Origin of the sequence: Burkholderia sp. R-40, assembly GCF_049942845.1 — a bacterium.
Lineage (GTDB): Bacteria > Pseudomonadota > Gammaproteobacteria > Burkholderiales > Burkholderiaceae > Burkholderia > Burkholderia ambifaria.
The window spans coordinates 1,809,485-1,826,566 of the sequence record NZ_CP187968.1; the positions used below are offsets into that span (position 1 = coordinate 1,809,485).

18 protein-coding genes are annotated in these 17,082 nt (G+C 68.8%); 7 read left to right on the forward strand and 11 right to left on the reverse strand.

Annotated elements, in window-relative coordinates; genetic code table 11:
• Positions 1-25: 25 nt before the first annotated feature.
• Positions 26-1,336 carry an MFS transporter gene (locus tag ACP26O_RS24525; RefSeq protein ID WP_175666136.1) on the forward strand — a complete coding sequence of 437 codons (1,311 nt, stop codon included), beginning with the start codon at positions 26-28 and terminating at the stop codon, positions 1,334-1,336.
• Between the two features lie 39 nt (positions 1,337-1,375).
• Complete coding sequence (locus tag ACP26O_RS24530) at positions 1,376-1,651, forward strand: YlcI/YnfO family protein (protein ID WP_011660247.1); 276 nt, start codon at positions 1,376-1,378, stop codon at positions 1,649-1,651.
• 58 nt (positions 1,652-1,709) lie between these two features.
• Here ACP26O_RS24530 and ACP26O_RS24535 read toward each other — a convergent pair whose 3' ends face one another.
• Complete coding sequence (locus tag ACP26O_RS24535; protein ID WP_175666137.1) at positions 1,710-3,497, reverse strand: sensor histidine kinase; 1,788 nt, start codon at positions 3,495-3,497, stop codon at positions 1,710-1,712.
• On the reverse strand, positions 3,494-4,141 hold the full coding sequence (locus ACP26O_RS24540; RefSeq protein ID WP_165752503.1) for a response regulator: 648 nt from the start codon (positions 4,139-4,141) through the stop codon (positions 3,494-3,496). Before ACP26O_RS24540 ends, ACP26O_RS24535 begins: the two co-directional genes overlap by 4 nt.
• Before the next feature lie 306 nt (positions 4,142-4,447).
• Between ACP26O_RS24540 and ACP26O_RS24545 the strand changes: the two genes are divergently transcribed.
• Together ACP26O_RS24545 and ACP26O_RS24550 are read left to right on the forward strand one after the other, a co-directional pair.
• Positions 4,448-4,900 carry a hypothetical protein gene (locus ACP26O_RS24545; RefSeq protein ID WP_175655292.1) on the forward strand — a complete coding sequence of 151 codons (453 nt, stop codon included), beginning with the start codon at positions 4,448-4,450 and terminating at the stop codon, positions 4,898-4,900.
• Positions 4,901-5,002: 102 nt separating this feature from the next.
• Positions 5,003-7,021: an LssY C-terminal domain-containing protein gene (locus tag ACP26O_RS24550; RefSeq protein ID WP_175666138.1), complete on the forward strand. Its 2,019-nt coding sequence runs from the start codon at positions 5,003-5,005 to the stop codon at positions 7,019-7,021.
• Positions 7,022-7,036: 15 nt separating this feature from the next.
• Here ACP26O_RS24550 and ACP26O_RS24555 read toward each other — a convergent pair whose 3' ends face one another.
• The 6 genes from ACP26O_RS24555 to ACP26O_RS24580 form a co-directional block, all read right to left on the reverse strand.
• Positions 7,037-7,366 (reverse strand): addiction module antidote protein, encoded by a 330-nt coding sequence (locus ACP26O_RS24555; protein WP_006752118.1) that lies wholly within the window; start codon positions 7,364-7,366, stop codon positions 7,037-7,039.
• On the reverse strand, positions 7,363-7,695 hold the full coding sequence (locus ACP26O_RS24560) for a type II toxin-antitoxin system RelE/ParE family toxin (RefSeq protein ID WP_011660253.1): 333 nt from the start codon (positions 7,693-7,695) through the stop codon (positions 7,363-7,365). The genes ACP26O_RS24555 and ACP26O_RS24560 overlap by 4 nt, the downstream gene beginning before the upstream one ends.
• A gap of 229 nt (positions 7,696-7,924) precedes the next feature.
• Positions 7,925-8,071, reverse strand: coding sequence for a hypothetical protein (locus tag ACP26O_RS24565; RefSeq protein WP_175666139.1), 147 nt, complete (start codon positions 8,069-8,071; stop codon positions 7,925-7,927).
• A gap of 189 nt (positions 8,072-8,260) precedes the next feature.
• Complete coding sequence (locus ACP26O_RS24570) at positions 8,261-10,711, reverse strand: alpha/beta hydrolase fold domain-containing protein (RefSeq protein WP_175666140.1); 2,451 nt, start codon at positions 10,709-10,711, stop codon at positions 8,261-8,263.
• Positions 10,698-12,425, reverse strand: coding sequence for a GMC family oxidoreductase (locus ACP26O_RS24575; protein ID WP_175666141.1), 1,728 nt, complete (start codon positions 12,423-12,425; stop codon positions 10,698-10,700). Before ACP26O_RS24575 ends, ACP26O_RS24570 begins: the two co-directional genes overlap by 14 nt.
• Positions 12,426-12,450: 25 nt before the next feature.
• Positions 12,451-12,588 carry a hypothetical protein gene (locus tag ACP26O_RS24580; protein WP_175666142.1) on the reverse strand — a complete coding sequence of 46 codons (138 nt, stop codon included), beginning with the start codon at positions 12,586-12,588 and terminating at the stop codon, positions 12,451-12,453.
• Between the two features lie 143 nt (positions 12,589-12,731).
• Between ACP26O_RS24580 and ACP26O_RS24585 the strand changes: the two genes are divergently transcribed.
• Both ACP26O_RS24585 and ACP26O_RS24590 read left to right on the forward strand, forming a co-directional pair.
• Positions 12,732-13,781: an AraC family transcriptional regulator gene (locus ACP26O_RS24585; RefSeq protein WP_175666143.1), complete on the forward strand. Its 1,050-nt coding sequence runs from the start codon at positions 12,732-12,734 to the stop codon at positions 13,779-13,781.
• A gap of 38 nt (positions 13,782-13,819) precedes the next feature.
• Positions 13,820-14,329, forward strand: coding sequence for a GNAT family N-acetyltransferase (locus ACP26O_RS24590; protein ID WP_175666144.1), 510 nt, complete (start codon positions 13,820-13,822; stop codon positions 14,327-14,329).
• Positions 14,330-14,337: 8 nt separating this feature from the next.
• Here ACP26O_RS24590 and ACP26O_RS24595 read toward each other — a convergent pair whose 3' ends face one another.
• From ACP26O_RS24595 to ACP26O_RS24605, 3 genes are all read right to left on the reverse strand, one after another.
• Positions 14,338-15,291, reverse strand: coding sequence for a leucyl aminopeptidase (locus ACP26O_RS24595; RefSeq protein ID WP_175666145.1), 954 nt, complete (start codon positions 15,289-15,291; stop codon positions 14,338-14,340).
• Between the two features lie 58 nt (positions 15,292-15,349).
• Positions 15,350-15,472 (reverse strand): hypothetical protein, encoded by a 123-nt coding sequence (locus ACP26O_RS24600; RefSeq protein ID WP_006752127.1) that lies wholly within the window; start codon positions 15,470-15,472, stop codon positions 15,350-15,352.
• 359 nt (positions 15,473-15,831) lie between these two features.
• Positions 15,832-16,287 carry an Lrp/AsnC family transcriptional regulator gene (locus ACP26O_RS24605; RefSeq protein WP_006752128.1) on the reverse strand — a complete coding sequence of 152 codons (456 nt, stop codon included), beginning with the start codon at positions 16,285-16,287 and terminating at the stop codon, positions 15,832-15,834.
• 116 nt (positions 16,288-16,403) lie between these two features.
• Between ACP26O_RS24605 and ACP26O_RS24610 the strand changes: the two genes are divergently transcribed.
• Entirely contained in the window at positions 16,404-16,949 is a 546-nt protein-coding gene (locus ACP26O_RS24610) for an RBBP9/YdeN family alpha/beta hydrolase (RefSeq protein WP_175666146.1), read from the forward strand.
• Positions 16,950-17,082 lie beyond the last annotated feature (133 nt).

Below are 17,082 nucleotides of genomic sequence, written 5' to 3' on the forward strand. Positions count from 1 at the left end.
CAACCGATTCATGGAGGAGCCCTTAATGAATGCCACCGAAACCCTGGACCCCGCGTCCGCCGACGAGCAGCGCGTCATGTCGAAGATCGCGCGGCGCCTGCTGCCCATCCTCGTCGTGATGTTCCTGATCGCGTTCATCGACCGGCAGAACGTCGGCTTCGCGAAGCTGCAGATGGTGCACAGCCTCGGGATGACGGAAGCCGCGTTCGGGCTCGCGTCGTCGCTGTTCTTCATCGGCTACCTGCTGTTCGAGGTGCCGAGCACGCTCGCGCTGCATCGCTACGGCGCGCGCGTGTGGCTCGCGCGGATCATGCTGACGTGGGGCCTCATCACCGTGCTGATGGGCTTCACGACGTCGATGCCGGCGTTCTGCTCGCTGCGCTTCCTGCTCGGCATCGCCGAGGCCGGCTTCTACCCGGGCGTGATCTACTACCTGACGCTGTGGTTTCCGCAGAGCTACCGCGCGAAGGTGCTCGGCATCTTTACGCTCGGCAGCGCGCTCGCGAACATGCTTGGGTCGCTGGTCGGCGGCGTGCTGCTGAGCCTGAACGGCGTGTGGGGCCTCGCGGGCTGGCAATGGGTGTTCGTGGCGACGGGCATCCCGGCCGTGATCGTCGCGATCGTCGTGTTCCGCGTGTTGCCGGCTTCGTTCCGCGAGGCGTCGTTCCTCGACGATCGCGAGAAGCAGATCGTCGCGGCAGCGCTCGAGCGCGAGAAGCCGGCGCAGGCCGAGCACGGCCAGCCGTGGAAGGCGCTGCTCGATCCGCGCGTGATGCTGTTCGCGGCGACTTACATGCTGATGTCGACGTCGCTGTACGGCGTCACGTACTGGCTGCCGACGCTCGTGAAATCGTTCGGCGTGTCGAGCAGCATGAACGGTTTCCTGAGCATGCTGCCGTGGGCGCTCGCGGTGGTGCTGCTGGTGTGGCTGCCGTCGAAGCTGCGCCGCGCGAAGAGCATCCTGCGCACGATCGCGATCGTCGCGGCGCTCGGCGCGCTCGGCTTTCTGCTGAGTCTCGTGCTGCCGTCGACGCCGCTGCGCTTCATCGCGCTCGTGCTCGGCGGCGCGTGCATCCCGCTGCTGTATCCGTGCTTCTGGTCGATGCCGCCGCGCTACTTCACCGGCGCGCGCGCGGCGGCGAGTGTCGCGGCGATCAACTCGATCGGCAACCTGGGCGGCTTCTTCAGCCAGAACCTGATGCCGTTCGCCGGCAAGGTGACGGGCACCGCGTTCGGGCCGATGATCGTGCCGATCGTCTGTCTCGCGCTGCTCGGGATCGGCGCGCTGGTCGCGTGGACGCGCTCGGAGCGGGGGATGGTGGTGGTGCGGGTGTGATGTGCTACCGTGCATGCGTTTGAATGCACGGAGATAGCAATGAAGACTGCGGCGATGTGCGCGCTTCGAGTCGATCAGACATTACTCGAGGAAGCGCAAACCGTGTTGGCGGAAAACGAGACGCTGTCTGCGTTCGTCGAATCGACGCTGCGCGCCGCGATCGCACGCCGGCGCTCGCAGCGCGAGTTTGTCGCGCGCGGCGTGTTGTCGGCTGAGGAGGCGCGGCGCACCGGTGAATACGTCGACGCCGCAGAAGTCCAGGTCGAACTTGGGACGATGCTGAAAGCCGCGCGTGCAGCGAAGATAACGGGTTAAACGATTGGCGTCGATCGACGCGCACGGTCGTACCCGTTACGAGCATTGCCGGTCGGCGTCAGCGCGACGTCCCCCGTCCATCATGCGCGATCGCCACATGCGCGGACGCCACCGGAATATCCACTTCCACCGTCGTCCCAACGCCCAGCGTCGTGTCGATCCGTAGCGTGCCGCCGACGAGATACGCGCGCTCGCGCAGGCCGACCAGCCCGAACGATCCCGATTTGCGCCGCGCACCGGGATCGAAGCCCGCACCGTCGTCGCGAATCGTCAGCGCGATGGTTTCGTCCCGGTACACGAGTTCCACGGTCGCGCTCGACGCGGCCGCGTGCCGTGCGACGTTCGCGAGCGCTTCCTGCGCGATGCGGAACACGGCCGTCGCATACGGTTCGTCGAGCTGCAGCTCGCCCGGCTCGACGTGCAGCGCACACGCCATGCCGTGACGGTGCCGGAAATCCTCCACGAGCCATTGCATCGCGGCCGCGAACCCGAGGTCGTCGAGCATCAGCGGGCGCAAGTCGGATGCAATGCGCCGCGTGGCCGTCACCGCGCCGCGCGCGAGCGCATGCATCGCCGCGATCTTGCGCGCCAGCGGCGCATCGTCCTGCGGCACGTGATCGAGCAGCCATTCGAGATCGTTCTTCAGCGTCGCGAGCGTCTGCGCGAGTTCGTCGTGCAGTTCGCGCGCGATGCGGCGCTGCTCGGCCTCGCGTGCGCTCGCGCTGATCGCCGCGATCTCGCGCAGCTCCTCGCGTGACGCCTGCAGCGCCCGCTCCGCGCGCACACGCTCCTCGACTTCGCGCCGCAAGTCGCGGTTCGACGCGCTCAACTGCGCGGTGCGGGCCGCGACGCGCTGCTCGAGCCGCTCGTTCGCGTCGTTGAGCTGCGCGCTCTTCTGCACGACGAGCAGGTGCTGATAGCGCGCGCCGGCAAGCGCACGCACCGTCTGCGCATGCAGCCGGCCGTTCTCGAACAGCAGCGCGAACAGCACGACGCCCGACGCGATGAGGCCATAGGTGCGCCCCGCGTAGAAGCCGAGATCGAAGCGCCCGTGGTTCAGCATCGACGACAACGCGATGTCGAACAGCCACGCGACGAGCACGATCATCACCCACAGGTCGAGCACGGAATGGCGCCGCCGCTGCCGCCACATCAGCACGAGCGCGGCCAGGTTCAACGCCCAGACGATCGTGATCGCGATCGTCATCGTCGCGGCCATCCGGTTGCCCTGCATGATGCGCGGCAGCAGGTCGTGGCCGGCGGTCGCGAGCAGCGCGAGCGCGCCGGTCGCGGCGGCCGTCAGGACGATGCAGAGCAGCACCGGAAGCGTCGCGCGGCGCCGCTCGAGCGACGGCGGGCGGGCGCGCGGCGTCGCGCGCAGCAGCACGTACGCGGCGACCGCCAGCGGAAAGCCGCCGTGCCAGAACAGATAAAGCCACGCGGTGGTCTGCTCGCGCGCGCCGAGCAGGCCGGTCGGCGTGAACAGCCCCGGAAAGGTCAGCATGTGCGTGCCGGCCATGAACCCCGTGAACAGGTAGCCGGCGGCGAGCGCGAGCAGCGATTTCTCGCGCAGGATCGCGAACTGGCCGAGCAGCAGGCCGGCCGTCACCATGTCGTTGACGACGATCGCCGACTGGTACACGGGAATGAAGCCCCACACGCGAGCAAGCGGCAGGCCCGCGAACGGCGCCAGGGCGACGAAGATCACGGCCGACACGATCACCATCGCGATTGCGAGCCGCCGCTCCCGCCGGCCCGGCGGCAGCGACGACATGAACAGCTGCGATGGATCCGGCGCGTCGTCGTCGTCGGTGGCCGCGGCGCGCAAGCGGAATGCGGGCATCATGCGTCGTCGACGCCGAGGTCGAGATCGTGGCGCACCGCGTAGCGCACCAGCGCGGCTTCGTGCGGCAGTTCCATTTTCTCGAGGATGCGCGTCTTGTAGGTGCTGACCGTCTTCGCGCTCAGCGTGAGTTCCGACGCGATCCGCGTGACCGTTTGGCCCGCGACGATGCGGCGCATCACGTCGAGTTCGCGCGCGGACAAGCGTTCGTGCGGCAGCATTTCGACCGGCGCGCGCAGCGTGCGCGCGAGGCTTTCGGCCGCCTGTGGGCTCACGTAGACGCCGCCCGCCGCGACCTTGGTGACGGCCTGGACCAGCTCGGCAGTCGCGCTGTCCTTCGTCAAGTAACCGGTCGCGCCGGCCTTGAACGCGCGCGCGGCGTACTGCGCCTCCGCATGCATCGTCAGCACCAGCATGCGCAGCGCCGGCGCGCGCGTCTTGACGAGCCGGATCAGCTCGATGCCGGTCGGCCCGGGCATCGACAGGTCGAGCAGCAGCACGTCGGCGTCGCCACGCTCGGCCAGCGCGAGCGCGGCCGTGCCGTCGCTTGCCTCGCCGACGATTTCGAAACCGCCGGCCGTTTCCAGGATGTGACGCAGTCCGTCCCGCATGACTGCGTGATCGTCAGCCAGAATTATCCTGATCACTAGCGTTCCTCTTCGGGATGCCGCCGCGGGCCGTTCCGCCGGTTGCCGCCGCGGCCGTTCTTCTGACCAATATATTCCGCCGAAGCCGGAAAAGGTGCACCTTCGGGAAATTTTTGAGACATTGAAGTGTGGAGTGTGTCTCGAAACGAAATAATCAGCGAGAAATGGTACAGGCGATAGGGCCAGATGGGGCGGGTATTCCCGAGGCGTCGCTGCCGCGCGGCGAGCCGTGTGTGTCGCGGACCGCCCTGATTCAGAGATAAACTGGTGCCCGATTGCCCTGTCGCGACCCGAGGAGCCTCCACGATGATCGATCTCGCCGACATCCTGCCGTCCGCGCTGCCCGACGCCGTCGCGTGGGCCGACGCGCAGGCGGCGCACGGGCTCGCGCAGGGCGTGCCGCTCACGCCCGCGCAGGCCGACGACGCACGTACCGTGGGCGTCGCGCAACCGGAGCGGATCCGCATCGTGGTCGGCGACGAGCTGCCGTTTCCCGATACGCCGGCGCTGGCCGCGATCGCGCGCGACACCGGACTGCTGTGGCCGGGGACGATCGGCCTCACGCTCGGCCATGCGGTGTTCGTGCTGCGCGGCCACGACACGCGGCGCCTGCTCACGCATGAGTTCCGTCATGTGCATCAGTACGAGGAAGCGGGGTCGATCGGCGCGTTTCTCGCGCGCTACCTGCACGAGATCGCGACCGTCGGCTACCACGATGCGCCGCTCGAAGCCGATGCGCGGCAGCACGAGTTCGACTGATGCCGCCGGCCCGCACGAACATACACACTCTCCGATGAACCTTCCCCACGCCATGGCCGGCCCAGTGCGGACACGCCGCGCCGCCACGCCGCGCAACCCGCGATGAGCGACACGATCCACGCATGGCTGGGCGCGATCAGCGCGCATCCGCTACTCGTGCTGGCGATCGTGTTCGTGACCGCCTGCGCGGAGGCGATCGCGCTGATCGGCACGGTCGTGCCGGCCGGCGCCGTGATGTTCGCGGCCGGCACGCTGATCGGCGCGGGCGCGCTCGACGGCTGGACGACGATCGGCGTCGCGGCCGCCGGTGCGATCGTCGGCGACGGCATCAGCTATGAGATCGGCCGCCGCTATGGCGGCGCGATTCGCAACGGCTGGGTGCGGCTCGGCTACGCGGACGCCTATGCGCGCGGCGAGCAGTTCGTGCTGCGCCACGGGATGAAGAGCATCGTGCTCGCGCGCTTCCTGGCGCCGCTGCGCGCGGTCGTGCCGGTCGTGGTCGGCTGCGCGACGCTGCCGCGCCGGTCGTTCTATCCGGTCAACGCCGTGTCGGCGCTGATCTGGGCACCCGTGCACATCGCGCCGGGCATCGTGTTCGGCGCGTCGGCGGCGTTGGCCGCGGCAATCAGCGTGCGGGTCGCCGCGATCCTGCTGGTGGTCGCCGCGCTGGTCGCGCTCGTGTGGTTCGGCGTGCGCCTGGCGCTGCGGCGCGGCTGGCCGTTGCTGTGCCAGGCGACCGGCGCGGCCGTGCATGCATCCGCGCGCCGCTGGCCGCGCTTCGGCGCGTGGCTGCACGACGCGATCGGCAAGGTGCGCCGCCTGCCGGGCGCGGTGCCCGTGTTCGCGCTGCTGTTCCTCGGTTGCGTGTGGCTGTTCGCCGGCATCGTGCAGGACGTCGTCGCGAACGATCCGCTGACGCACGCGGACATCGCGCTGTATGCGTTCCTGCAGAACCTGCGCACGCCGCCCGTGGACGCCACGATGCGCGCGCTCGCGGTGCTGCACGGACACGATACGGGGCTGATCGTCGCGGCCGCGTTTCTCGTCTGGCTGATGATCCATCGCTGCTGGGTGACGTCCGCCTGGTGGCTCGCGACGCTCGGCATCGCAGTCGTGCTCGTGCCGGCGTTCGGCGCCGGCGTGCCCGGCATGTCGCCCGCGAGCCTGCCGCCCGGCGCGCTGCACGTGGCGCTGCCCGACGCCGACGCCGCATTCGCGATGCTCGCGAGCAGCGGCATCGGCTGGGTGCTGACGCGCGAGCGGCCCGCGTCGTGGCGGATCCCGGTCGTGACGGCGGTCGTACTGTGGATCGTGCTCGGCGGCTTCGCGCGGCTCTATGTCGGCGATACGTGGCTGTCGGGCCTGCTCGGCGGCTGGAGCCTCGGGCTCGCGTGGTTCGCGGTGCTGGCGGGCGCCCATGCGTACTGGCGGGTGCACGAACACGTGCAGCCGCGCGGCGCGCTCGTCGCGGTGCTCGTCGTGCTCGCCACCGCCGGCGTATGGACCGTGCCCGCGCAGTGGCAGCTCGATCGCGCGGCGCGTCCGCATGTCGGCGACGTCGTCGCGATGACCGTCGACCAGTGGATGCGCGGCGGCTGGCAGCGCGTGCCGACGCGGCGCACCGAGATCGGCGGCGATCGCGAGGAATATCTGCCGCTGCAATGGTGCGCGACGTCGGACACGCTCGACCGCCATCTGTCGCTGGCCGGCTGGCAGCGCGCGACGCCGTGGTCGCCCGCCACCGCGCTGCACTGGCTGTCGCCGCAGGCGCCGGCCGAGACGCTGCCCGTGCTGCCGCGCTACACGCACGGCGAGAGCACGCGCCGCGTGTTCGTGCGCGTCGACGCGGCCCATCCGGACAGCCGCCTCGTGCTGCGGCTATGGCGTTATCCGTACGTGCTGCAGGATGCGCTCGGCATGCGGCCGCTGTGGTACGGCGCGCTGTATCGCGAGACGCTGCATCGGCCCGCGCGGGTGATGACGGTCGTGCGCACGACGCCGCTCGACGATGCGGCGACGATCGCGCAGGCGCTGAAGGTCGAGCCGACGATCGAGCGGCCGCCGGCGGGGATGAGCGCGGCGCCGCCCGCGATGACGCTCGTGTGGATGGTGCAGCCTTGAAGCGCGCGCAACGCGTCAGGCGTGCGCCGGTTGCGCGGGGACGACGGACAGGCGCAGGCCGACCGTCTTGAGCACCGCGAGCAGGGTTTTCAGTGTCGGGTTGCCGTTGGGCGACAGCGTGCGATACAGCGATTCGCGGCTGATGCCGGCTTCGGCCGCGACCGCGCCGAGCCCGCCGTACGCTTCCGCGACCGTGCGCAGCGCGAGCAGCGCGGCCGCGCGGTTGTCGGGATCGTCGAGCGATTCCATCGCGACGCGCAGATAGGCCACCGCGAGCTCGCGGTCGGCACCGAGTTCGGCGACTTCCGCGTCGTGGTGCGAGACCGCGCCTTTGAGCTTGTTCACATTTGCCTCCGTTTCCAGTTCAACCAGTGTTCGTGCGCACGCCTGATGTCGTCGGACTGGCTGCGCTTGTCGCCGCCGGACAACAGCAGGATCAGCGCGCTGCCGTACCGGCCGAAGTACACGCGATAGCCGGCACCGACGTGGATGCGCAGTTCGATCACGCCTTCGCCGACCGGCTCGCAATCGCCGAAATTGCCGGTCTCAACGCGGCGCAGGCGTTCGCGAATCCGCGCCTGGATGACTTTGTCGCGGACGGTGTTCAGCCATTCGGTGAAAGGCTCGCGACCGTCGTCGCGCTGATAGCGAAGCAGTTCGAACTTGGAGAGCATTGTAACTTATAAGCTACATGAAGGAAAGGGATATCGCCGGGATGGCGTGAAGTGACGCACACGCGGGCCGACTGCCGAATCGGGACGAAGCACGACGCAAGGGCGCTGCGCAGGAATGCCTGCAGAGCGCTTTCGCGACGTGGGGTTTCGGGCGATGAAGCTGGCTTCCCGAACGACGATCATTCTTTCATTCGGGGCATGCGATGACGATTCGGCCGAATGGCCGATCTCATCGGCGCGCGAGGACACGCGCCGTGCGGAGGAGGGATTGCTCGTCGAGCTGCGCGGTCACCGATTCGTGGAAGGAGGTCGGCTTGCTCCGCGCGTCGGGCATGTCCTTGTGCTCGCCGGTCGCGTATCCGGCGAGCGTGAACAATTTGCCGACGGCCGACGGATAGCGCGCGGCCAGAGCGCGAGCACCTTCTCCGTGTGCTTGTCGCTCATCGTCACGATCACATCGGCGTGCTTGATATCGTTCGCGTTCCGTTGCATCGAACGACGCGCGGACACGGCATTGCGCCGAACCCGCGCCCCGCCGCCTCGATCGCCGGCATCGCCGGCATCACTACGCGGTCGCCGTCACCCGCTGCGCGGCAAACCCCGCCAGCGTCCGCAACGCGTCCCGCGCCGAGCGCAGATAGAACGCCTGCAGATGAAACACATGCCAGCGCTCGGCATGAATCTCCAGCCGGCACGGCACGCCGCACGCGAGCGCATGCGCCGCCAGCCGCTGCGCATCCGACAGCAGCACTTCCTGGTCGCCGGCCTGCACCAGGATCGGCGGCAGGCCGCGCAAGTCGGTGTCGAGCGGGCCGCGCGCGGCCACCGAGCCGCTCCCGTGATACCAGCGCAACCCCTGTTCGAGCCAGTCGCGACGAATCATCGGATCGTCGTGGCGGCGCGACGCGAGCGTGTCGCCGCCCAGCGCCGGGTCGGTCACGGGCGAGATCAGCAGCAGCGCGGCGGCAGCCGGTTCGCCACGCTCGCGCAGCGCGATGGCGAGTGCCAGCGCGAGCGCGCCGCCGGCCGAATCGCCGGCAATCGCGATCCGGTGCGGCGCATAGCCCAGCGCGCGCAACGCATCGTATGCGGCCAGCGCGTCGTCGAGGGCCGCCGGGCTCGGATGCTCGGGCGCGAGCCGGTAGTCGGGCACCCACACCGGCAGGCCGGCTTCGGCCGCGAGCCGCGTCGTCACGCCGCGATGCGTGTGCGGGCCGCCGAGGCAGAACGCGCCGCCGTGCAGGTAGAGGATCGCGCCGCCCGCGTCGCCGCGCTTCGGCGCGATCACTTCGACCGGCACGCCGGCGGCCGACGTCCGGTAACGCAGCGTGCCGCCCGCGCCCGGCATCAGCGGCGACAGCAACGCGACGACGCGGCGCTGCATGCGCGCACCGAACGGCGGCCCGATCAGCGGCCGGAACGCGACGCGCAGAAAGCTGCGCAGCGAGGCGGCGGCGAGCGCTTCCACGCGACCGGCGGGCGGCGCGACGACGGCGCCGTGCGTCGGCGTGGCCGTGCCCGGCAGCGGCTGCGTGAAGCGATACGCGGACAGCCCCGTGAAGCGCGTGATCCATCGATAGGTCAGCGTGAAGCCGGGCCAGTTCGTGCTGTTGTGGCCCGATGCGTCGACGTACCAGCTCTTGCAGCCGCTCCACACCGAACCCGCGAGCCGCTGCTGCACGTGCGCGTTGAAGCGCCGGTAGCGGCGCGGGTCGACGTCGATTGCCGTCGCGCCGTTGCGCCGCATCGCGCGCACGCAGCGCATCACATGCGCGATCTGGCTCTCGAGCATGTAGACGATCGAGTTGTGGCCGAGATTGGTGTTCGGGCCGTACAGCATGAAGAAGTTCGGGAAGCCCGGCACGGTGAGCCCGAGATACGCCTGCGCGCCACGCCGCCATGCATCGTTCAGGTCGAGCCCGTCGCGGCCGGTGATGCGCATCGGCGACAGGAACGCGGTCGCCGCGAAACCGGTGCCGTAGACGATCGCGTCGACCGGATGGTGCACGCCGTCGTCGGTTTCGATGCCGGTCTCGGTCACGCGCCGGATGCGCTGCGTGACGAGCTCGACGTTGTCGCGGTCGAGCGCGGCGAGATAGTCGCTCGACAGCAGGATCCGCTTGCAGCCGATCGGATAGTCGGGCGTGAGCCGTGCGCGCAGCGCCGGGTCGCGCACGTCGCGCGCGAGCAGCTTGCGGAACGGCCGGCCGATCGCGACATCCATCAGCCCGTGCAGCCGCGTGAACGCGATCGCACGCGACTCATAGCGCACGTAGATCGACGCGCGATGCAGCTTCATCGCCCACGGCAGCCGGCGAAACAGCGCTTGCTCCCACGGGCGATACGCGCGATCCGGACGCGGCATCACGTAGGCCGGCGAACGCTGGAACACGACGAGGCGCTCGACGTCGGCGGCGATCGCGGGCACGAACTGGATCGCCGATGCGCCGGTGCCGACCACCGCCACGCGCTTGCCGGCGAGCGGATAGTCGCGATCCCAGTGCGCGGAGTGGAACGCGCGGCCGCGGAACGTGTCGATGCCGGGCAGATCGGGCATCGCGGGGCGGCTCAACTGGCCGGTGCCGCTGACGAGCACGGCGGCGCTGAGCGTCGTGCCGTCGGCGAGCGTGACGTGCCACAGCGCACGGGCCTCGTCGTACTGCGCGCGCTCGACCTCGGCGCCGAAACGCAGATGGCGTGCAAGACCGTACTTGCGCGCGCAGTGCTGCAGGTACGCATGGATTTCCGGTTGCGGCGCGAATACGCGCGACCAGTTCGGGTTGGGTTCGAACGAGAACGAGTACAGATGAGAGGGCACGTCGCACGCGGCGCCCGGGTAGCGGTTGTCGCGCCACACGCCGCCGACGTCGTGCGAGCGTTCGACGATCACGAAGTCGTGAATGCCGGCGCGTTGCAGTGCGATGGCCATGCCGATGCCGGCGAAGCCGGCGCCGATGATGATCGCCGACAGCGGTGCGGCCGATTCGGCGGGACGTGACGTTTCAGGCGACGACATGGCGAATCTCCTCGGGCGGGATCGCATCGTGCGACGCGCACGCTGCATAAACGGGGTCGCGGTGCGCCGGCGCGGCGGCCGGTTCGCGCTCCGTGTCGGCCGATGAGCATGCCGGCACGCGCCGCACGCCGCGGATCAGGTCGACGGCCTTCTCGGCGATCATGATCGTCGGCGCGTTGGTGTTGCCGCCGATCAGCGTCGGCATGATCGACGCATCGACGATGCGCAGCCCCTGCAGGCCGTGCACGCGCAATTGCGGATCGACGACCGCGAGCGCGTCGTGCCCCATCCGGCAGGTGCCGACCGGGTGATACACGGTGTCGGTGCGCCGGCGCAGCACGTCGCGGATCTCGTCGTCGGTCGTGACGTTCGCGGTGAACAGGTCGCGGGTGATCCATTCGGCAAGCGCGGGTGCCGCCATCAGCCGGCGCGTGAGCCGGAAGCCGGCGACCATGTCGTCGAGGTCGCGCGGGTCGTCGAAGAACGCGGGGTCGATGCGCGGCGCGGCGAGCGGATCCGTGCCTTGCAGCGTGACCGAGCCGCGGCTGCGCGGTCGCAGCAGGCACACGTGGCACGACAGCCCGTGGCCGACGTGCAGCCGGCGTGCGTGATCGTCGACGAGCGCGACGACGAAGTGCAGCTGGATGTCGGGCGCATCGAGGCCGGCCTGCGTTTTCAGGAAGCCGCCGCCTTCCGCGAAATTCGACGTCAGTATCCCGCGCCGTTCGCGGCGAAAGCGCGCGAATTCACGCAGCATGCGCAGGCCGCCGCGCACGGACACGCCCATCGTGTCGACGCTGCGTGTGCGGTAGCCGAGGATGAAGTCCGGATGATCCTGCAGGTTGCGGCCGACGCCGGGCAGGTCGGCACGCACCGGAATGCCGAGCCGCTGCAGTTCGCCGGCCGGACCGACACCCGACAGCATCAGCAGTTGGGGCGTCTGCAGCGCGCCGGCCGCGAGCACGACTTCGCGCCGCGCGCGCAGCGTGCGCACTTCGCCGTGTTGCCGCACCTCGACACCCGTCGCACGCGTGCCGTCGAACAGGATGCGCAACACCTGCGCGTGCGTTTCGACCGTCAGGTTGTCGCGCCGGCCGACGTGCGGCAGCAAATACGCGCGCGCCGCGCTCCACCGCTCGCCGTGCTTCTGCGTGACCTGATAGAGGCCGACACCTTCCTGCTGCGCGCCGTTGAAGTCGTCGGTGAGCGGCAGGCCGGTCTGCCGCGCCGCTTCCAGGTAGCGCGCATGGAACGAGTTGCCGGTGCGCAGGTCGCTGACCCACAGCGGGCCGTCGCGGCCGTGAAAGGCGTCGTCGAAGCGCTCGTTGTGCTCGCTCAGCCGGAAGTACGGCAGCACGTCGTCGTAGGACCAGCCTTCGTTGCCGAGTGCGGCCCAGCCGTCGTAATCGACGCGATGGCCGCGAATGTAGACCATCGCGTTGATCGCGGACGAACCGCCGAGCGCCTTGCCGCGCGGCTGATAGCCGATGCGCCCGCCGAGTCCGGGCTGCGGCACGGTGTCGAACGCCCAGTTGTTCACGCGGGTCGGCAGCATCGCGACCGAGCCGGTCGGCACGTTGACGACCGCGGTGTCGCCGCGGCCGCCGGCCTCGAGCACGCAGACGGTCACGGCCGGGTCCTCGGTCAGTCGCCCCGCGACGACGCATCCGCCCGAACCGCCGCCGACGACGATGTAGTCGAAAGTCTTGCTCAAGGAATCGTCTCCGATGGTCGATGGATCATGCGATGCGTGTCAGCACGCGCAGCCGATCGAGCCGCGACAGGCCGATCGCGAGCGGCGGGGCGGGGGCGCGGGCGAATGCTTCGCGCTGGCGTTCGAAGCGGGCCGCGAGATCGGGCGGGCGACTCGGTCGCATGGTGTCTCCTCCGGGGGCGTGAGTGTCGTTCAGGCGACGACTGATGACGCCGATGGTGCGGGCCGCATGGGAAAACACCAATGCTGCTTCGGGACAATTGTTTTAGTATTTGGGCCAAATCGGCGCTTCGAGGGTTTCTCCGCATGAGCTTCTGGGACTTCACCCGGAGTCCGGCCAGTGCCCGGCTGCTGGTCGATTTCGGCGACGAACGCGGCGTGTCGCGCACGAAGCTGCTGGCCGGCACGGGCCTCGCGGACGCGCAGCTCGACGATCCGAACGTCGAGGTGACGGCCGCGCAGGAACTGCGGCTGACCGGCAATCTGCTGCGCGCGCTCGGCCGTGCGCCGGGCCTCGGGTTCGACGTCGGGCAGCGCTATCACTTCTCCGCCTACGGCGTGTGGGGCTACGGGCTGATCGCGAGCGCGACCGCGCGCGACGCGCTGGCGCTCGCGATGCGCTTCCTGCCGCTCACGTATGCGTTCACGGTTATCACGTACCGCGAGGAAGCGCACACGTGCGTGCTCAATTTCGGCGCGCCGGAGCTCGATGCCGACCTGAGCCGGTTCCTCGTCGAACGCGACATGACGGCCGCCGTCGTGCTGCTGCAGGAAATCGGCGGCGACGATTTCGCGTTGTCGCGCTTCACGATGCAGGCCGCGAGCGCAGCCGCGTCCACACGCGCGCCCGCACCGCGCATCGCCGGTGTCGAACCCGCGTTCGGCGCGCGCGCGAACAGTCTCGCGTTCGACCGCGGGTTTCTCGACCGGACGCTGCCGCATGCGAACCCGCTGACGGTCTCGATGTGCGAGCAGATGTGTGGCCGGCTGGTCGAGGCGCGGCGCGCGCGGGTCGGCACGTCGGAGATGGTGCGGCAATACCTGACGGCGACGCCCGGCAACGTGCCGTTCTCGCTCGAGGACATGGCGCGGCTGATGAACACGAGCCCGCGCACGCTGAAGCGCCGGCTGCAGGAGGAAGGCACGACGTTCCGCACGCTGCTCGCGCAGGCGCGCGGCGCGATGGCCGAGACGCTGCTCGGCGATGCCCACCTGTCGCTGACGGAAGTCGCCGAGCGGCTCGGCTTCAGCGACCTGTCGAGTTTCTCGCAGGCATTCAAGCGCTGGTATGGTGTGCCGCCGGGCACCTACCGCAGCGGCCTGCTGCGCGACGGCGCCCGCAACGGCGCGGCGTAACCACGCGCCTCCCCCAACCCTTTCGCGAGAGAACCCGCATGATCACGCTTCGCCCGATGACCGACGACGACTTCCCCCGCTTCTGGCCCACCTACCATGCGATCGTCGCCGCGCAGGAGACCTACGCATTCGATCCGGCGCCGACGCGCGAAGCCGCCCGCGCGCTGTGGCTCGATGCGCCGCTGTGCACGTGGGTCGCCGAGGAGGACGGTGTGCTGCTCGGCTCGTACTACCTGAAGGCGAATGCGGCCGGGCCCGGCAATCACGTGTGCAACTGCGGCTATATGGTCGCCGAGGCGGCGCGCGGCAAGGGCGTCGCGCGCCTGATGTGCGAGCACTCGCAGCAGGTGGCGCGCGAACGCGGCTTCCTCGCGATGCAGTTCAACTCGGTGGTCGCGACGAACGAAGTGGCGGTCGCGTTGTGGCAGAAACTCGGCTTCGAGATCGTCGGCCGCTTGCCGCGCGCGTATCGTCATGCGCGGCTCGGCTTCGTCGATTGCCTCGTGATGTTCAAGTGGCTCGGCGACGCGGCGGCCGCCGAAGCCTGATTCCACGCTCAGACGGCGAACGCGCCGTCGAACACAACCTGCCCGTCGAACGCGAGCGTGCCGCGCGCGAAGATCAGGTCGAGGTGATGGCTGCCGTTCGCGCCGCCGCCGAGGCCGAGATGCAGGCCCGGATGGCGTTCCTCGAACCCGGCGTTGCGGCCGTACAGCCCGCGGATGCCCAGGTTCGTGCCGATGCCGAATTCCTCGATGCGCCGGTGATTGTCGTGCCGGTCGAGATACGACGCGAAGTCGCGCCGGAAGCCCGCGTCGTCGCTGTCGAAATCGACGATCAGGCTGTCTTCGACATGCAGCGTCGCGAGCCGCTCCGTCACACGGTACTTGATCGCGAACGGCACGGTGCCGAGAAACGTGCCGCTGAATACGATCGAGCCGTGCAGGTCGGTGACGTGCGTCGCGATTTCGCCGGGCACGACGTCGAGATTGCCCATCCCGTCCACGCTCGTCCATTTCTGGTCCGGCGCGAGCGAACCGGTCAGCGTGTTGCCGGCTTCGTCGATGAAGCGGATCTCTGATGCGCGCGCGGCCGCGTCGATCAGCCGGCCGTTGCGCGCGGCGATGTCGTCGAGCGATTCGGCGAACGCCTCGTCGAGATGCGGGCCGTAATCCTTGAACAGCACCGACTTGCTCCAGTGCTCGACGATCGCGGGACGGATCGCGGCGAGGAACGGCGGGCCGCTCGGCGACGGCGTCGGCAGGCACGACGAGTCGTACAGCAGCACGAACAGGTCGGCGTGCGAGAGTGCGGCGGTGATTTCCGCGGGCGGGGTGCTTTCGAGGCAGAGGGTGGTCGCGTCGAGCGAGTCGGGCAGGGCGGAAAACGCGCGCAATGCGGTGTCGCGGTTGCGGGTGTCGTAGCCGACCAGCAGTTGTCCCGTCTCGCCGCGTGCGAGTTTGTCGCGCAGCGCGGGGTGAAAACCCAGCGCGCGATGCAGGTTCAGCATGCGTGTCTCCGGAAGCGGCGGAAGGGCCGCAGCCCTTCCGCGAGAACGGGCTGGCCGCTCAGACCGGCCAGAGCGCGGTGCCGAACGGCACCACGGCATCCTCCACCATCATGTCGACGGCTTCGGGGTGCGTGTCTTCCTGCATCCAGTCAAGCAATTCGATTTGCCGGGTTTCCTGCATGTCAATTCTCCTGTGGTGAACATGAGTGATTCAACATGAAAGCGCGGTAAAGGGATTACCGCCCTCATCCGGAATTTTTTGAATACCGGGCGAGTGGCGTCGATATTAGTCTGACGATTTATCGAATGCAATGCGTTGCAAGGTTTTTAGCCAAAGCGTGCTAAACAAGCGAGTTCGCTGCACATCGTGCGATCGACGCGAATGAATCGAATTTCGACGGTCGCGATTTTTTATTGAATATCGGGGCATGATCGATAAATCGATTCGCGTGATTTTTTAAATCCGGAGTCCAATTGCATCGATCGTTTCGTTTTTTATCATTCGCGAACGATGGATGCGTCGCCGGGCCGTTACCGGTTTCAACCCAGCAGCGCCTTGCCGAGCGGCTTGACGGGCTCGGACCGTAGCACCAGTGAAGTCGTGACCGCGCCGAAGCGGGCAATCGCGTCGATGATGGTCTCGAGCTGGCCGGGCGTCGGCACGAGCACTTTCAGCAGGAAGCAATCCTCGCCGGTCATCCGGTGAATCTCGATCACGTGCGGCATCTCGGCAAACGCATTCAACGCGGGCTTGATGTGTTCGTGCGTCGTTCTCAGCCGGATGATGGCCATCATTCCCAACCCGAGCGCCGCCGGATCGATCCGTGCGGTGTAGCCGGCGATGATGCCGCGCTCCTCGAGCCGCTTGACGCGTTCCGACGTCGCCGGTTGCGACAGGCCAATGCGCCGGCCGATTTCGGACAATGGCATCCGCGCATTCTCCTGCAGCGCTTCGATGATCGAAATATCGAGGCGATCCAGTTCTCCGTCGGGCATGTCGGCATTCCTGTTCCGTTAATTCATCGGGATTCTGTCTCAATATCCGATGACTTGCCATTCCACGCGGAAGTCGTCCGGACCAGACTGGGACCCTCATGTTCATGGAGGCGGGAATGGATCGAAGCATCGTCATCGTGCCGGGAATCGGCAACTCGGGCGCGGATCACTGGCAGACATACTGGGAGACGGCGCTTCCTGGCGCGACGCGCATTGCGCCGGCGTCGTGGGACACGCCCGACTTGAGCGACTGGATCGCGGCGCTCGATGCGGCCGTCGCGGCTGCGCGGACCCCGCCGATCGTCGTGTGCCATTCGCTCGGCTGCCTGTTGTTCGCGCATTGGCGTTCGTCCGCCGCGCGCCCGGTGCACGGGGCCTTTCTCGTGGCGGTACCCGATCCGGACGGCCCGCGTTTTCCGGCCGCCGCGCACGCGTTCGCGCGTGTGCCGGACGGGGATTTCGGCGAGTGGCCGGTGGTGGCGATCGCCAGTTCGGACGATCCGTACGACCCGCACGGGCGAGCGATCGGATGGGCGGCGGCACGCGGTGCGACACCGCTCGTGCTCGGCGCACGTGGCCACTTGAACGCGGCTTCCGGATTGGCGCAGTGGGACGAGGGGCGCGCGCTGTTCACCGCTTTTACCGCTGGATTGGGTGCGTAGCGCATGCCCGGTGTCGGCGCACCGCAGTTCGCGGGCGGCGTATGGCATCGCTGCTGACGGTGCAGGCAGCGCTCATCGGCAGGTCAAGTATCATCGGTCGAGCGGCGCACCGGGTCCGGCAGTCGGGACCGGC

Excerpts from the sequence above, each read along its gene's own strand:
- ACP26O_RS24590 (WP_175666144.1), top strand. The coding sequence starts at position 13,820 with ATGATCACGCTTCGCCCGATGACCGACGACGACTTCCCCCGCTTCTGG.
- ACP26O_RS24600 (WP_006752127.1), bottom strand. The coding sequence starts at position 15,472 with ATGCAGGAAACCCGGCAAATCGAATTGCTTGACTGGATGCAGGAAGAC.
- ACP26O_RS24560 (WP_011660253.1), bottom strand. The coding sequence starts at position 7,695 with ATGCTCTCCAAGTTCGAACTGCTTCGCTATCAGCGCGACGACGGTCGC.
- ACP26O_RS24550 (WP_175666138.1), top strand. The coding sequence starts at position 5,003 with ATGAGCGACACGATCCACGCATGGCTGGGCGCGATCAGCGCGCATCCG.
- ACP26O_RS24605 (WP_006752128.1), bottom strand. The coding sequence starts at position 16,287 with ATGCCCGACGGAGAACTGGATCGCCTCGATATTTCGATCATCGAAGCG.
- ACP26O_RS24595 (WP_175666145.1), bottom strand. The coding sequence starts at position 15,291 with ATGCTGAACCTGCATCGCGCGCTGGGTTTTCACCCCGCGCTGCGCGAC.
- ACP26O_RS24610 (WP_175666146.1), top strand. The coding sequence starts at position 16,404 with ATGGATCGAAGCATCGTCATCGTGCCGGGAATCGGCAACTCGGGCGCG.
- ACP26O_RS24570 (WP_175666140.1), bottom strand. The coding sequence starts at position 10,711 with ATGTCGTCGCCTGAAACGTCACGTCCCGCCGAATCGGCCGCACCGCTG.
- ACP26O_RS24585 (WP_175666143.1), top strand. The coding sequence starts at position 12,732 with ATGAGCTTCTGGGACTTCACCCGGAGTCCGGCCAGTGCCCGGCTGCTG.
- ACP26O_RS24525 (WP_175666136.1), top strand. The coding sequence starts at position 26 with ATGAATGCCACCGAAACCCTGGACCCCGCGTCCGCCGACGAGCAGCGC.
- ACP26O_RS24545 (WP_175655292.1), top strand. The coding sequence starts at position 4,448 with ATGATCGATCTCGCCGACATCCTGCCGTCCGCGCTGCCCGACGCCGTC.
- ACP26O_RS24530 (WP_011660247.1), top strand. The coding sequence starts at position 1,376 with ATGAAGACTGCGGCGATGTGCGCGCTTCGAGTCGATCAGACATTACTC.
- ACP26O_RS24580 (WP_175666142.1), bottom strand. The coding sequence starts at position 12,588 with ATGCGACCGAGTCGCCCGCCCGATCTCGCGGCCCGCTTCGAACGCCAG.
- ACP26O_RS24535 (WP_175666137.1), bottom strand. The coding sequence starts at position 3,497 with ATGATGCCCGCATTCCGCTTGCGCGCCGCGGCCACCGACGACGACGAC.